Source organism: Neptuniibacter sp. QD37_11, from assembly GCF_047778105.1.
Classification (GTDB): Bacteria; Pseudomonadota; Gammaproteobacteria; order Pseudomonadales; family Balneatricaceae; genus Neptuniibacter.
Genome location: NZ_CP180552.1, coordinates 1,877,177 through 1,892,583, shown reverse-complemented (window position 1 = coordinate 1,892,583; position 15,407 = coordinate 1,877,177). Strand labels below are relative to the sequence as shown.

The 15,407-nt window shown below is 44.3% G+C and carries 16 protein-coding genes; 5 read left to right on the top strand and 11 right to left on the bottom strand.

Annotated elements, in window-relative coordinates:
• Nucleotides 1–2: 2 nt before the first annotated feature.
• Nucleotides 3–1,403, bottom strand: coding sequence for an FAD-binding oxidoreductase (locus tag ACMXYT_RS08635; protein ID WP_415898334.1), 1,401 nt, complete (start codon nt 1,401–1,403; stop codon nt 3–5).
• A gap of 179 nt (nt 1,404–1,582) precedes the next feature.
• Nucleotides 1,583–2,353: a biotin/lipoate A/B protein ligase family protein gene (locus ACMXYT_RS08630; RefSeq protein WP_415898333.1), complete on the bottom strand. Its 771-nt coding sequence runs from the start codon at nt 2,351–2,353 to the stop codon at nt 1,583–1,585.
• An 88-nt stretch (nt 2,354–2,441) separates the two neighbouring features.
• Here ACMXYT_RS08630 and ACMXYT_RS08625 point away from each other — a divergent pair, with 88 nt between their 5' ends.
• Genes ACMXYT_RS08625 through ACMXYT_RS08615 form a run of 3 tightly spaced genes read left to right on the top strand, consistent with a single transcriptional unit; the run spans nt 2,442 to nt 3,705 of the window.
• Nucleotides 2,442–2,831 (top strand): YkgJ family cysteine cluster protein, encoded by a 390-nt coding sequence (locus ACMXYT_RS08625; protein WP_415881348.1) that lies wholly within the window; start codon nt 2,442–2,444, stop codon nt 2,829–2,831.
• A gap of 8 nt (nt 2,832–2,839) precedes the next feature.
• The gene (locus tag ACMXYT_RS08620; RefSeq protein WP_415898332.1) at nt 2,840–3,481 is read left to right on the top strand and encodes a glutathione S-transferase; all 642 of its coding nucleotides are present in this window, start codon (nt 2,840–2,842) and stop codon (nt 3,479–3,481) included.
• Nucleotides 3,482–3,492: 11 nt separating this feature from the next.
• Nucleotides 3,493–3,705, top strand: coding sequence for a hypothetical protein (locus ACMXYT_RS08615; RefSeq protein ID WP_415911324.1), 213 nt, complete (start codon nt 3,493–3,495; stop codon nt 3,703–3,705).
• Between the two features lie 53 nt (nt 3,706–3,758).
• On the opposite strand, the gene ACMXYT_RS08610 is transcribed toward ACMXYT_RS08615, so the two are convergent.
• Nucleotides 3,759–4,559: an ion transporter gene (locus tag ACMXYT_RS08610; protein WP_415898329.1), complete on the bottom strand. Its 801-nt coding sequence runs from the start codon at nt 4,557–4,559 to the stop codon at nt 3,759–3,761.
• 240 nt (nt 4,560–4,799) lie between these two features.
• Here ACMXYT_RS08610 and ACMXYT_RS08605 point away from each other — a divergent pair, with 240 nt between their 5' ends.
• Nucleotides 4,800–5,306 carry a YqhA family protein gene (locus ACMXYT_RS08605; protein WP_415898327.1) on the top strand — a complete coding sequence of 169 codons (507 nt, stop codon included), beginning with the start codon at nt 4,800–4,802 and terminating at the stop codon, nt 5,304–5,306.
• A gap of 28 nt (nt 5,307–5,334) precedes the next feature.
• Here the strand turns inward: ACMXYT_RS08605 and rarD are convergent, their stop codons facing one another.
• Together rarD and ACMXYT_RS08595 are read right to left on the bottom strand one after the other, a co-directional pair.
• Nucleotides 5,335–6,273, bottom strand: coding sequence for an EamA family transporter RarD (rarD, locus tag ACMXYT_RS08600; RefSeq protein WP_415911323.1), 939 nt, complete (start codon nt 6,271–6,273; stop codon nt 5,335–5,337).
• A gap of 9 nt (nt 6,274–6,282) precedes the next feature.
• Entirely contained in the window at nt 6,283–7,293 is a 1,011-nt protein-coding gene (locus ACMXYT_RS08595) for a hypothetical protein (RefSeq protein WP_415898325.1), read from the bottom strand.
• A 146-nt stretch (nt 7,294–7,439) separates the two neighbouring features.
• On the opposite strand from ACMXYT_RS08595, the gene ACMXYT_RS08590 reads away from it, so the two are divergent.
• A complete protein-coding gene (locus ACMXYT_RS08590; protein ID WP_415881341.1) occupies nt 7,440–7,913 on the top strand; it encodes an Lrp/AsnC family transcriptional regulator in 474 nt (157 codons plus the stop codon).
• Nucleotides 7,914–8,099: 186 nt separating this feature from the next.
• Here ACMXYT_RS08590 and ACMXYT_RS08585 read toward each other — a convergent pair whose 3' ends face one another.
• From ACMXYT_RS08585 to ACMXYT_RS08560, 6 genes are read right to left on the bottom strand one after another with little or no spacing between them, the layout of a single operon-like run.
• Nucleotides 8,100–9,053, bottom strand: coding sequence for a formate dehydrogenase subunit gamma (locus ACMXYT_RS08585; RefSeq protein ID WP_415898324.1), 954 nt, complete (start codon nt 9,051–9,053; stop codon nt 8,100–8,102).
• 56 nt (nt 9,054–9,109) lie between these two features.
• On the bottom strand, nt 9,110–9,715 hold the full coding sequence (gene fdh3B / locus ACMXYT_RS08580; protein ID WP_415881339.1) for a formate dehydrogenase FDH3 subunit beta: 606 nt from the start codon (nt 9,713–9,715) through the stop codon (nt 9,110–9,112).
• 13 nt (nt 9,716–9,728) lie between these two features.
• Complete coding sequence (locus ACMXYT_RS08575) at nt 9,729–12,593, bottom strand: molybdopterin-dependent oxidoreductase (RefSeq protein ID WP_415894601.1); 2,865 nt, start codon at nt 12,591–12,593, stop codon at nt 9,729–9,731.
• A 20-nt stretch (nt 12,594–12,613) separates the two neighbouring features.
• Nucleotides 12,614–12,817, bottom strand: a complete 204-nt coding sequence (locus ACMXYT_RS08570) for a hypothetical protein (RefSeq protein WP_415881337.1) — start codon at nt 12,815–12,817, stop codon at nt 12,614–12,616.
• 51 nt (nt 12,818–12,868) lie between these two features.
• Nucleotides 12,869–13,501, bottom strand: a complete 633-nt coding sequence (locus ACMXYT_RS08565) for a TorD/DmsD family molecular chaperone (protein WP_415881336.1) — start codon at nt 13,499–13,501, stop codon at nt 12,869–12,871.
• 10 nt (nt 13,502–13,511) lie between these two features.
• Nucleotides 13,512–15,182 carry a 4Fe-4S binding protein gene (locus ACMXYT_RS08560; RefSeq protein ID WP_415898322.1) on the bottom strand — a complete coding sequence of 557 codons (1,671 nt, stop codon included), beginning with the start codon at nt 15,180–15,182 and terminating at the stop codon, nt 13,512–13,514.
• Between the last annotated feature and the right edge of the window lie 225 nt (nt 15,183–15,407).

Sequence of the window (15,407 nt, the reverse complement as noted above, 5' to 3'; positions counted from 1 at the left end):
CCTCACAAGTCAATTACCTTGCCGGGGTTCATAATGTTGTTGGGATCTAAAGCCCGCTTAACAAGCTTCATGCTGTTTATCGAAGTTTCATGCTCATTAAGAAGATACTGTTTTTTACCAAAGCCGATTCCGTGTTCACCAGTACAGGTACCGCCTAGTGCTAGGGCGTTATTGACTATCCTTTCTGCGAGTGTTTTAGCGGCTTGATGTTGGTTGTGATTTTCTGGATCGAAAACAATTAATACGTGGTAGTTACCGTCACCAACATGGCCAACGATTGGGCAGGGTAAGTTACTTAACTCAGCATCTGTTTCGGCTTGTAAGATGCTTCTAGCTAGAGCTGAAATTGGAACACATACATCGGTCGTAAGTACCTTACCATTAGGAATAATCTGATGAGCCGCATTGTAAGCATTGTGTCGTGCTTGCCAAAGCCGGTTGCGATCTTCGGTGTTTTCAGCCCAAATAAATTCACTACCACCGAATTCATTGCAGATATCTTTTAGGAGCGTAATGTCTTCTTCGATCTTGGCTTTAGAGCCGTGAAACTCAATAAATAGGGTCGGTGCTGCAGCAAGTTCATTTAGCTGAGAAAACTCAATGCAAGCTTCCATTTGGGCCTTGTTAAGTAGCTCTATTCGGGCAAGGGGAATAGAGAGCTGCATAGCATTGATAACAGTATCAGTAGCATCAGCAACGGTTTTAAAGTTGCATACGGCTGAGCGAATAACTTCGGGAATAGGGTGAAGGCGAAGTTGAATCTCTGTGATAACGCCTAAGGTGCCTTCGGAGCCTACTAGCAATTGCGTTAAGTTGTAACCAGCTGAACTTTTTCGGCTACGTGTGCCTGTTTTTATAATTTCGCCTTCAGGTGTAATCACAGTTAAACCGATAACGGCATCTAGCATGGTGCCATAACGTACGGCATTAGTGCCTGAGGCTTGTGTTGCAGCCATACCGCCAATACTCGCATTAGCACCAGGATCAACTGGGAAAAATAAGCCGTCATAGCGCAAGGCTAGATTGAGCGCTTCCCTTGTTACACCTGCTTGAACGCGACAATCCATATCCGCGGCATTGATTTCTATTACCTGATCCATTTCTGATAGATCGATTGATATGCCACCGTTGACGGCGAGTAGATGGCCTTCAACAGAAGAGCCAACGCCAAAGGGAATGACTGGAATCTTATATTGATTGCAGAGCTTGACGACCTGAGCTACTTCTTCATTACTGAAAGGGTAGACAACCGCATCGGGCGCGATACAGCCATAGCTATCTTCGCCTTGACCATGCTGTTCACATACAGGTTTAGATAGGTCGATTCGATCACTAAATGTAGTGGCTAATTCAGTGATAACTTTCTTTAGATCAGCTTGAGAATAATGTTTATGCGCACGCATAGGTCATCAGCTCGTATTTTTATTGTTGTCACTACATTAAAGCAATAAATTATCAATAAGAACAAGCTATTAGGATGATAAGTATTTAGGTATGCATGCCAAATTTAGAGAGTTGGGCTTTCCTTTGCCCGGCAGCTCGTGTCCGTGAACGCTGCCTATTATTGCGTGCGATTGTTAAATTAGCGTGACAAGGTTAGTTTTTTTAACTCTTCGATAATCAGCGATCTAATGAAGGCAGTAAATTCTTCAGGTAGTTGTGCAGTGTCAACAAGGTTAATAAGACTAGTTGCGACCTCAGGTTTAAAGCGACGATCATTTCCGGCTAGTTGGTAAAAGCGATTAACCCAATGAGTGCCATTTTCAGCATCAACATCTACCATCAGCATCGCTTGGGCAAGCACTCCTTGTTTAATGTTTTTGTTGTTAGGTGGTGACAACATGATTTTTTGTGCTGTACCAGTAATCTTGAGCCCGCCTACATTGAGATTGTAACGGCCATCACAATAAGAGCCTTCTGTGCTGCCATATTCTGCATTGAGTCCGATCTGGGATAGTGCACGTTTAATAGGTTCACATAAGGCGATATAGACCAAATCTAAATCAAAAGCCTGATCTGTACGCTGCGGAAATATTATGGCTAGGTTGATAATGCCTTGTTGCAGAGGAACTGCGGTGCCGCCACTATCACGGACGATAACGGGCCAATGCTCTTGTTCAAGCTGTTGGCAGGCTTGATCAAAGTTTGGAAATCGAGTTTCCTTCCTAGTGGCAACTAGGCATTGGGTTGTTTCCCAAATGCGTGCGGTTGCTCCCCGTTTAGTTTGTGCGACCTCTTTTAATAAGGCGAAATCTTGTTCAAGAGCTTGTATAGGGTTGCAGCAGATTGGCTCATCTATGATTCGCCATCTTTTTTGTTGGGTGAAAATATCTGTAAAACTGGTTTCAGACATTAAAGCTCCGAATAAAAAATTAGGGGTTGTTCATGCATTTGATGATGCTATGATCGCCCTCAAATTTATAGCACGCTGAAGAATCTAAATGAACAAAACAATTCCAGCAGCCAATGTAGATAACTTGAGCACTTGGGTAAAGTATAAGAGTAGTCACTGCGATTCTTGCAGAGGTACTTGCTGTAGTTTGCCTGTAGAGGTTCGCTTTAGTGATTTAGTAAGAATGGGTGTAGTGGATGAGTTCGAGGCAGGTGAGCCAGCGAAGCGTTTAGCGAAGCGTTTGATGAAAGAGGGTGTGGTAGGGCACTTTAATCATAAATCAGAGATTTACACCCTATCGCGCTATGCTAATGATGATTGTATCTATCTAGATCAAAAAACGAGACTGTGTACTATCTATCTGCAACGTCCTGATACATGTAGAAATCACCCTAAGGTGGGTCCTAAGCCGGGTTTCTGTGCTTATCAGCCAAAATAGATCAGAATATGAATCGACCAATCCTATATTCATTTCGTCGTTGCCCCTATGCCATTCGAGGGCGCTTAGCCATTGCGCAATCTGGTGCTGAAGTAGAGCTCAGAGAGATCGTGCTTCGAGATAAACCCGAACATATGCTGGAAATCTCACCTAAAGGCACGGTGCCTGTATTATTGCTTCCTGATGGTACAGTGATTGATGAAAGTTTGGATATCATGTATTGGGCTTTGGCCCAGAATGATAGTGACGATTGGCTTGAAGCGGATCGTAACCAGGTAGATCAATTGATCCAGGAAAATGATAATGAGTTTAAAGGCTGGTTAGATAAGTATAAATACTCTGATCGACACCCAGAGCACTCGCAGACCTATTACCGTAACAAATGTGAGTTATGGTTGGTTCAACTAGAAGAGCTCTTAAATCAGAATAGAGGAACTCTACTAGCTGGTGGGAAATCGTTAGCTGATTATGCGCTTTTACCATTCATTAGACAGTTCGCGCATGTAGATCTTGATTGGTTTAATGCTTCAGATTATCCGCATGTGCAAAGTTGGTTATTAGATTTTAAAGAATCAGATCTCTTTCTTAGTGTTATGAAGAAATATAAACCATGGAAAGAATCACAAGAGTTAATCGTGTTTCCAGAATAGATACCCACGAGATGGACAAGGATGCTATGACCCTAAGTTATAAACGAAAAAACAAACTAAAGCCTACGACCGCTGAAGAAAAAGCTGAAAATCTTGGTCAGGCGGTATCGACATTATGCGACCCTGACAATAAAGCATGGTGTGAAGCGTGTAAGGACCTATTACTGCAAGATAAGCTAGTTGACGGGGCGTGTGCCTTTCGTAAACAAAGTACGGAAAATTAACCTCAATTGTATGCTTTAAGTAAAAGGGGAGCCAAATGGCTCCCCTTGTAGTTTTACTGTTTCTCTTTAATGAGCTGCTTTAGCTCTTCGATCTGCTTAGAAAGGTCTTCGATGGTTAAATCGCCATCTGCCAATGCTTTCTCTTTGGCTTCTTCTGCGTGCTCATTTTCCATAACATTTACAACGATACCGATAACCATGTTTAGGAAGGCAAATGTAGTTAGGAAGATGAAGGTTAAGTAGAAAATCCAACTAAATGAATACACTGCCATGGTTTCATACATAACATCCGTCCAATCTTCGAATGTCATCACCCTAAATAGAGTGAGCATCGAGATTGAGATGTCTCCCCAAAGTGTCGGGTTGATATGGGCAAAGAATGAAGCACCGATTGCTGCATAGATATAGAAGATGATGAACATCAACAGGATAACGTAACCAAGCTGCGGAAGGGCCTTAATCAGAGAGTTAAGGAGCAAGCGTAGCTCTGGCACCATAGATACCATTCGTAATACACGGAAGATACGGATCAGTCGACCGATCAGTGCCATTTCACTGTCTTGGATCGGAATTAAGCTAACGACGACGATGATTGTGTCAAAGACGTTCCAAGGGTTCTTGAAGAAGTTCTTCTTATCCGGTTCACCGATAAAGCGTACCGTTATCTCAACTAGGAAGAATAGAGTGATGCCTGTATCAAGCCAGCTTATAAACGTTAATACATGATCAGGAATGTCGTAGGTCTTTGCGCCAATAACCAAGGCAGAAAAGATAATGACTGCAACAACAAAAAATTCAAATATGCGATTGTTGCGGAGTTTAAAGAATTTGTCCTGAAGGGTTAGCGTGCTCATGGTGACCTAAACTCGAGTAAATAATTCAGCGTGAACTTTACTGTTGTTTGGCAAGGTTGAATAGATCTTTTAGTGAAAAAAATGTCGTTCTTTTATAAGTCATTAGGTCATGCTATAAGCATCATATTTATCAGGCAGTTGGATTATAAAAACAGTCCTGAAGGAGCGTTTTTAATTCAATTATCATGTGAAATACTTGCGCAAATTTTCAGTATTACACCTTAAAAAAGGAGTTAGGTGATGAGAAAGGTTGAGCAAGGATTATGGTCATTGAGATGGATTATGCTTTTGACCGTTTTTTCTGTAATGGCTGGTGCATTGTTGCTGGTGGGCTTTGTGATATATGACTTTGTTCACTTAGCGCAAGTAGCGTTCTCTGAAGGAATTGGTTTGAATGCGCGGACTGAGCTACTAATGATCCTTATAGAAATCATTGATCAGGCTTTGATGGCCGGCGTGATGTTGATGTTTAGTTTTGGTATCTACGAAATCTTTATCAGTAAGATGAATGTTGAGGGGGGGAGTAGTCAACGGCCAAAGTTGCTGGTTATTGAGAGTATTGATCAGCTTAAAGGTAAATTGGGCGCTATGGTCATCATGATGTTGATTGTTAAGTTTCTATCTTTAAGTACAGAGATGGAAATATCAGAACCGTCAGATCTTCTTATGTATGCAGCATCAGTGGCTTTACTCGGTTTAGCTTTGTTCTTAACTAATGCCAAAATGAAAGACAAGCAAGCTAAATAGAACACATTCACCAAGGTTAGGCGTTGTCCTAGCCTTGAGTATTCTCTGCTGTTGTAGGCGTTAGCACATCCTGCTTTTTGCGTCGTTGCACGAGCACGCCTTCCACACTAAATATCGCCAAAGCAATCCAGATCATTACAAACGTAATGAGCCGATTTTGGTCCATAGGTTCGTTGTAATAAAACACAGCAATAAGAAATGCGATGCTTGGCCCGATGTATTGGAGTAGGCCAACCATTGTAAGACTTAATCTTCTTGCGCCTGCCGCAAACGCTATCAAAGGTAAGCTAGTTACTAGCCCTGCAGCTAGCAGTAGAATTTGTATATCTTTAGAGCCGTTTAGCAGTACAAAATTACTTTGTGAACTAAGCCAAAGCATATAAACCAAGGCCATTGGAAACAGCCATAGAGTCTCAACTAATAGGCCTGTAATTGAGTCTATCGGGATCTTCTTTCTTAAGACACTATAGATAGAAAAGCTGGTCGCTAGCGTCAGAGCTACCCAGGGTAATTCACCAATTAAAATGATTTGGTAAAGCACTGCTACAGCGGCAATGGCAACCGCGATCATTTGTAAGAAACGAAGTCTTTCCGAAAATATAAAGAATCCAAAAACTATATTTATCAATGGGTTAATAAAATAACCTAGGGTTGTTTCAACAATCCTTTGTTCGGAGACCGCCCATATAAATACTAGCCAATTAATAGAAATAACTAATGCTGATAGGCCGAGGCTGAGCAAGATTTTAGGGGAGTTTCTAAGCGTAGTAAGCTCACTCAGCTTACCTTTAAGTAAGAGGAAAAGCCCCAGAAAAACTACAGACCAAACAACTCGATGTGCTAAGACTTCGAATGCAGGTACGTCATCAACTGCTTTAAAATAAACCGGTACAAGCCCCCACATAACAAAAGCGGCGACGGCATAATAGATACCTTTTTGGTGCTCATTGGCACTCAGATTTTGCATATCAAATTACTATTTTGGGCTTTGGATGTTAGGGAGTGATACGTCTCTAAACAGAAAACGTTGCTGAAAACTATCACTGGTTAAAGAGACTAATCGGGTTAGCAAGCTGATGACTAGAATGCTGAAAATCAGCCTAGCCCAAAGAATTCCAGAAAGGTCAGCCCCCATAGTCATGATGAGTAAGGTGTCTTCGATTAAACTGTGGCACAGACTAAGTAAGCAAAGCGCTGAAAAGCAGTCTTTAGGGCTAACATTGCCACTTTCTGCTTCACGGATAAGTAAACCACCGCCAAACGACAATCCAAGGGTCACGCCGACGATCGCAAGAGATGTAGCTTTCTTACTGATGCCCATTAGCCTTAAAAAAGGTTGTAACAGCCAAATCATTAAGCGTTCTATGTGTAGCCAGCGGAGAAGCTTTAGAAGTGTGAGCAGTGCTGTGACTATTACCACGATCATAGCAAGGCTTTGTAGCTGGGTGAGTACCCAGTTAATCAGGCTTGGATCAGTAGCTTCAGGTTGCCACAAAAGCTCGACTGGTGTGTTAAGCCAGTCGCCGGCAGAATAGGTCAGATTAAGTAGAGCGCCTAATACAAGCGCGCCCACAAAACGCAAAAGCAGGGCGAATATAAGACGCATACCTGCTTTTTGAGTGATTCGTAATTCCAGCGGTAGTCCGTGAGCTACAAGGAGCATAGTGCCCAGAACTGTAACTTGGGCAACAGTGAGGTTCTCTTGAGGTGCTGCCTGAAAGAAAATTACTAAGCCTGCATAGATATTGGTCAACATGGTTGTTGCCCAGACGATCCCCATGGATTCAGGCAGTCCAACAAACAGCATCAGTGGTTCTAATACAGCGCTGATGTAAGGAATGGCACCAATCTCTTCCAAAATCTTCACAGCAATGATGATAGGTATGGTTAGCTTGAATAGCAGTAAGCAGACAGCATAGATCTCCCGACCAAGATCGGGCAGTGTTTTGGTTAATAGGTCATGTGTACTTACTGGCTTAATCATCATGGTTATGCTTCAGTAGATTGAATTAGCTATTTTAATTAAGCTTGTGAAAATAAAATTAGAAAAACTATCCTATTAGTTAATAAAAATTTTGTTTTTACGGTTATTTTCTAATTTAATTCAAAAAAAAAGTTAATGAGTGGAATCTAATGGATGTTCAATTAGATCGTATTGATCGTCATATTCTTAAATGTCTACAGGTGGATAATCGAATAAGTAACCAAGCACTGGCTGAGGAGGTAGGTTTGTCTCCGCCAGCATGTTTGCGAAGGGTTAAACAGTTACGTGAGCAGGGCATCATTATGGCCGATGTGGCCATAGTAAACCCGAGGGCTTTAGGTAAGGTGCTGAATATCATCGTAGAGGTAGAGATGATAAGAGACTCTATCGATGTTCACGACATGTTTATGCGAAAAATGCAGGACGCCACAGAGGTTACTCAGTGTTACCAAGTGACGGGTGATATCGATTTTGTATTGGTTATTATGGTGCCGGATATGGAAGCATACGAGGCGTTTGCTCGTCGTGACTTAGCCAGTGATCCGAATCTTAGAAAATTTCGCTCGTTAATCTCATTACGTAGAAACAAGTTCACGACAGAAGTAGATGTAGATCATCTTTAAGTTCTTACAGAAGAGGGTATTGAGCGAGAGGTGTTAAACAAAAAAGCCGGCTTAGGTAAGCCGGCAAAAGAAGCACGTTTGTCAGGGTATGTACAAACGTTATGGTGAAGATAGTGATGTGCCTTTTATTGAGATCTATATCATCGAATAAAAGGCACCGGGTAAGAGATATTAAGCAAACAGATATTAGCTATCTTGTTTAGCTTTAACCTCTTCGTACCATAGGTCGTGATGTTGTTTAGCCCAGGTTTCGTCAACGTAACCTGTCTTCATTCCTTCTAGTGCACCTTCAGTACCTACAGTACCGATATAGATGTGACCAAAAGAACCAACAATCAGAATCAAAGAACCAGCAGCATGTAGTAAGTTGGCAATCTGCATAGTTTCACGAACTTGACCGAAGTTTTGGAAATCCAAAACCAAGCCACTACCGCAAACAACGATACCAACGATTGTTAGAAGCCAGAACCAAACTTTTTCACCGCCATTCATGTATCCAGCACTAGGGTGGGCTTTGCCGATAATGCCGCCACCTTTTAGGAACCAGATTAGGTCTGTTCGGTTAAAGAAGTTATGTTTGATCCAGCGAACAATCATAAACAATAGGCCGATTACAAAGATCGGACCTAAGTAGTTATGCGCTAGCTTGCAAAGCATAATGTAGCTTGCCCACAACGAATCACCCATTGCTGCTCTTAAGAAGAACTTCCCGTAAAGGATGCTCAAACCAGAGATTGCTAAGATGATAAACAGGATAGCCACAGTCCAATGGTTTGCTCGATCTAGACGTTTCCACCGCTCAATAAGCTGACCAGAACGCGGGTGATCAAGTTTTTTCTGACCAACGATTAGGTAGAAAATTGCTAGAACAGCGAGCGTACCGCCAATAGCATAAGCACCTGCAGGTGTAACCCATTGGTTACGCCAGTGGCGCCATTCTTCGCCTTTCACATTGATCAATTGACCTGCTTCTCGAGCTTGAACTTGAGTGCGACCTTCTTCAGCTTCCTTCACAACCTGCCAATAGTCAGCGCCAGCAAAGCCAGCAACTTTGGCATCTGAAGGTACTGCTTGAGCAAAGCCTGAAAAAAGGAGCGCAATAAGCAAAACAATTCGAGATGGCAATATAAAGCGGAGCATAATGTCCCCTCTAGTCAATGTGCCGGGAGCGAACTCCCAGCAACCTGTTGGGTTTATCAGACTTTCTGAGTTGCGTCGTAAGACAGATCTTCTTCTGTCATAGACCAAGCACCGTCGTTGTGACCACGGTAGATCACACGCTCACGGAAGATGTCAGAAACGTCGTTGGCATCACCAGCAAGTAGGGCTTTTGTAGAGCACATCTCTGCACATAGTGGCAGTTTACCCTCAGCAATACGGTTAGCACCGTATTTAGCTTTCTCTTCAGGGCTGTTGTCCTCTTCTGGGCCGCCTGCACAGAATGTACATTTGTCCATCTTGCCACGCTCACCGAAAGCAGCGTCGCTAGGGAACTGTGGTGCACCAAATGGGCAAGCGTATAAGCAGTAACCACAACCAATACATAGGTCTTTGTTATGCAATACGATGCCGTCGTCTGTCTGATAGAAACAGTCAGTAGGGCAGACCGCCATACATGGAGCATCAGAACAATGCATACATGCTACGGAGATCGAAGTTTCACCCGGTTCACCATCGTTGATCGTTACAACGCGGCGACGGTTGATACCCCATTCCACTTCATTTGCGTTTTTACATGCTGTAACACAGCCGTTGCATTCGATACAACGCTTGGAGTCACAGAGGAATTTCATTCTAGCCATTGTCTGTTACTCCTTACGCAGTAGCTTTCTGAACGCGACACAAGGTAACTTTAGTTTCCTGCATCTGTGTAACTGGGTCATAACCGTAAGTGGTAGCAGTGTTAGCTGCTTCACCCACTACATAAGGTGCTGCACCTTCTGGGTACTTATCAGTTAGATCTTTACCCTGGAACTTACCACCGAAGTGGAATGGCATGAATGCAACGCCTTGTTCTACACGGCGTGTAACAAGTGCTTTAACAAGAACTTTACCGCCTTCAGCACCTTCTACCCATACATCTTCGCCATCTTTAAAGCCAAGAGTATTTGCATCAGCAGGGTGTACTTCAACGAACATGTCTTGTTGTAGTTCAGCAAGCCATGGGTTAGAACGCGTCTCTTCACCACCACCTTCATACTCAACCAGTCGGCCGGAAGTAAGAATGATTGGGTACTCTTTAGAAAGATCTTTGTCCTGAATAGACTTGTACATAGTCGGTAGACGGTACATGGACTCAGAGTCATCCCAAGTTGGGTACTTGCTTACTAGGTCACGACGAGTCGTGTATAGCGGTTCACGGTGTAGAGGTACTTTGTCTGGGAATGTCCAAACAACAGCACGTGCTTTCGCGTTACCGAATGGAGAACAGCCGTGAGCGATAGCAACACGCTGAATACCACCAGAAAGGTCAGTCTTCCAGTTTTTGCCTTCAGCCAGCTTCTTCTCTTCAGCAGTCAGGTCATCCCACCAGCCAAGCTTCTTAAGAAGTTTGTCAGTGAATTCTGGGTAACCGTCTTTAATGTCAGAACCTTTACCGAAAGAACCTTCAGCTAGTAGGTTAACGCCGTCACGTTCAACACCGAAACGTGCACGGAAGGTCAAACCACCTTCAGCTACAGATTTGCTTGTATCATAAAGGATTGGTGTGCCTGGGTGACCCTGCTCAGCAGTACCCCAGCATGGCCATGGCATACCATAGTATTCGCCATTAGCTGGACCGCCTTCACCTGCAAGCGTGTCGTAGTTAAACGTGTGCCAGTTTTTCTGGTGTAGTTTAAGACGCTCAGGGCTCTGACCTGTGTAACCGATAGTCCACATGCCTTTGTTGAATTCACGCGTGATGTCTTCAACTACAGGCTGGCCGTTTTGGATAGCGATGTTTTTGAACAGTTGCTTCTCGAAACCGAACTTCTTAGCAAACAAGTACATGATTTCGTGGTCAGGCTTAGATTCGAATAGAGGCTCGATAACCTGGTCACGCCACTGTAGGGAACGGTTAGAAGCTGTAACAGAACCGTAAGTCTCGAACTGAGTACATGCTGGGATCAGGTAAACACCGTCTTTACGATCAGACATTACCGCAGCATGAGTTGGATACGGATCAACGATTACTAGCGTATCTAGTTTTTCGATCGCTTTTTTCATTTCTGGACCACGAGTCTGGGAGTTCACAGCGTGACCCCAAGCAACCATAACGCGAACGTTATCGTTCTGATCCATCAAGTTTTTGTCTTCTAGAACACCGTCAATCCAACGAGAAACTGGAATACCTTTGTTGTTCATAGGTTTCAGTTTGCGGTGAACTTTCTGGTCGAAGCGGCTTTGCATCCACTCGAAATCTACGTCCCAAACTTTTGACCAGTGCTTCCAAGCACCGTCGGAAAGACCGTAGTAACCAGGTAGTGTGTGAGATAGTACGCCAAGGTCAGTAGCACCCTGTACGTTATCGTGGCCACGGAAGATGTTAGTACCGCCACCAGATGTACCCATGTTACCTAGGGCAAGCATCAAGATGCAGTAAGCACGAGTATTGTTGTTACCCGTAGTATGCTGAGTACCACCCATACACCAGATAACAGTACCTGGACGGTTTTCAGCTAGCTCTTTAGCGGCGCGGCGCATTTGTGCTTCTTTAACACCAGTAACACTTTCAACTTCTTCTGGTGTCCAGTTTTTCACTTCTGCACGAACTTCGTCCATGCCGTATACGCGCTGTTGGATAAACTGCTTGTCTTCCCAACCGTTCTCAAAGATGTGCCACAGTAGGCCCCAGATGAACGCAACGTCAGAGCCTGGGCGAATGCGGATGTATTCGTTCGCATGAGCTGCTGTACGAGTGAAACGAGGGTCAACACAGATGATGTGCGCCTTGTTGCGCTCTTTAGCACGGAAGATGTGCTGTAGAGAAACAGGGTGAGCTTCAGCTGGGTTAGAACCAATTAGCAAAATAGATTTTGCGAAGTGGATATCGTTGAATGAGTTTGTCATCGCACCGTAACCCCAAGTGTTTGCTACACCGGCTACAGTTGTTGAGTGACAGATACGCGCTTGGTGGTCTACGTTGTTAGTACCCCACATTGCTGCGTATTTACGGAATAAGTAAGCTTGTTCGTTGCTGAATTTAGCCGAACCCAACCAGTAAACTGAATCTGGGCCAGATTCTTTACGAACCTGTAGCATTTTGTCACCAACTTCGTTGATAGCGTCTTCCCAGGAGATTTTCTTCCATTTGCCATCAACAAGCTTCATTGGGTATTTCAAACGACGGTCACCGTGACCGTGCTCACGTAGGGCTGCACCTTTAGCACAGTGTGCACCTGCGTTGAATGGGTGGTCGAATGCTGGCTCTTGACCAGTCCAAACACCATTTTGTACTTCAGCGTAAACACCGCAACCTACAGAGCAGTGTGAACAGATAGTACGTTTTACTTCTGTAGGTGCGCCTGGAGCTACAGTCGCAGCTTCAGCTTGCTTCATCATGCCTGGTGCCATGATACCTGCAGTCGCAACACCACCCGCTGCTACACCTGAGTTCTTCAGGAAGCGACGGCGGCTCAAACCTAGACCGGTTGCCTTCGACGGAGCCGCAGGCTGATCGGATTTTTTCGTTAGTCTCATTTCCTCACCTCTTGCGGCTATCAGTTACGACAAGTTTCGTAAAAGTTACGAACGTGCTCAGTTTCTTTGTAACCGGAACCTTCCTGTTTCTCACCTGATTCAGCAGTAGTAACTTTTGCTTGTGCTGTGCCTGCTACGGCAACTGCACCAGCGGCAGTACCCGCTAATCCAAGTTTCTTCAAGAAGCCGCGGCGGCCTGTGTTAGGCTTTTCTTGCTGGCTCATTTTGTTTCTCCGCATCAACGTCGACAGATTTTGTCTGTCTTTGCCCTGTTTTTATTGTTTTCCGCCCTCACGTGCGGCAGGTGATAACTGCAGGTACCAGTTATCTTCCTGTTGCATAAACGCATGACCTAACAAGCCAACCGCAGTATAAAAAACGGCAGTTTTTGCGCTCTGCAAATCTGTAAAAAACTTTTCTGCCCAGGTTTGGATATGTTTCTGCCAAAACTGGTGTTGTACTTCATAACCACGACCTGTGCGGATCAGCATGCTCATCACTTCACATAGCGCCGCAATGTGGTCTTCTGGTTCTTTCACGTTTTCTTGGCGTTCAAAACCAAGAATTTCAAGATCTTCACGTAGGAAAGCTAGTGGTTTTTCCATTAGGGAGCCGGTTAAGTACCAGCACGCAAACGGCATTAACTCACCACGTCCTACACCGATGAATAGTTGGGTGTATTCATCTTCTAGTTGAGATGGCTCAGAGTGTTTCGCAGCTAGAGCAAGGGTGCTCCAAGCTCGAGCCATTGGTGTGTCTTCATCCTGATCTGATTCAAGCTCTTTTAACCAAGCAAGTAGGTCAGCTTCAGGCTGTTTGCGTAGCATTGTTGCTAGTAGTGCGTAAATGTCTGCGCGAAGCTCATCTGTTTCTTGTAGAGCAGGGGCTGCATTGATCATGTTAGTCATATCCTGCTCCTTACAGTTCTAGTTGCTTTTCAGGGTTAGCGGTCAGATCGGTGTAGATGTCATTTACACGACAGTCTTCACACATTTTTAATCGTTGAATGGCATCGCCTTGGAAGAAACGATGAGAGCTCAGCTTCTCGATCATTTTGTCTACAGTGCGTTTAGGCGCAAATGGCTTGCCGCACGAGATGCATTCAAATGCTTCGTCTGTGTGGATCTGAACGGGTTTTGCGCGTTCAGTTTTTAGATTTAGCTGTGTAACAAGCTCAATTGCATTTTCAGGACATGCGCTTTCACACATGCCGCATTGCACGCAGCTTTGTTCACGGAAATTAAGGGCCGGCATTTCTCCGCCATCAGTCAGAGATTGGGTGGGACAGACGGCAACGCAAGACAGGCACAATGTACAGCTTGAGCTGTTTACGTTGACCTGACCGAAAGGAGCGCCCGCCGGCAAGGCAATAGAATCTTGGTTTGCAGTTTCGCCATGCTCTGTTAAATGCTCTAGAGCAACGAATAATGCTTCACGCTTATTTGTCTCAGTTACAACTGAAATAGTTGGGATAGTGCGGTAAGACGAAGCAGCTTGGTCGTTAGGCAGATCATCTTGTGTGATTAGTTTAATCTGCTCAGTAGAGTAGCCTAGCCCTTCAAGCATAGCGTGAGTTGTTTTTAATTCACGCTTAAGCAGATCGCGAACCATCTCAGGGACATTAGGCGTATCTAACAGTAAAACTAGCTGAGCGCCTGAGGCTAAACTGACTAACCAGCTTTCTTGTCCTGCAGCTGCCACTTCTTCTAGAGACACAGGTAGAACATTGTCAGAAAGGAGCTCTGGATGGTTAGCAATGATCTCAGCGCCAACTTCATGATCATGGATCAGAATCGTTGGTTCTGTGCCGCCATTATTCTGATAAGTAGAAATCAGGCGGTGCAAATAATTATGTAGCATCACCGGTTGAGGTAATGCGTAAGAGATCGCTCCAGTAGGGCAGGCTGTGGCACAACCACCAGCGCCATGGCACATGTGTGGGTTGATCTCGATTAAATCTTTAAAAGAGGTAATCGCATCTGCAGGGCACACATCTAAGCAGCGTGTGCAGCCTGTTTGACCTCGATTGCTGTGTGCGCAGATGTCATTATTAATTTGGAAATAACGAGGCTTTTCAAACTCACCGATGTAGTTCGGTAGCTCTTCTATTACTTCAGAAAACTTGCTGCTCTCAGGTGAAACGTGGAAGTAACCAGCAGGCGTTAGATCTGTAGTGAATAAAGACTCTTGGCCCAAGTTCAAAATCAGATCAAAGCAGTTTTTATTCTGAGCAATCTTTGCGAAGTTTTCGTTATTACCCTGATGATCGATAGTAACTTGAAACTGACCTAGGAAGCCTTTGGTCTGGCTAAGCTTCGCCGTGTGAACTTTAAGTTCAGGTGCAGCGTCAATTGCGCGTTGCAGATGATCAGTATCAGTATTGCTAATTGGGTCGGTAGCAAGAAGAGTAATGCTTGCCATGCCGGACAGTTGTGCTGCAGCTAAACGAATAGTGTCCTCGGCACCCGTAATTAATAGGTGACCGTAGGTGCTGTAAGTTACTGTCGCAGGCGCTAGGTTCTGCGGAAAAGATACTTGTTTTATCGCCAAATCACGTGCTTTGGCGTTTACACTCTGCTCTGTCGTCATTCTCTACCTCACTGACTGAAATAGGGTGCATTCTGTCGATGCTTTAGTCTCTATTTCAGGGGCGACTCAAACGTTTAGGTTTTTCGTCACAATTTGTTGTTTATATAAAGCAATCGGAGAACCAGTTTTTGGCTGTAAAAATTCCCCTAAAGCGCACTTAGGTCTGTCGTTTTTGTTTTTCTTAAGTTAGGGTGGGACAAAGTGTCTCTATGGGTCAAAAAGGGT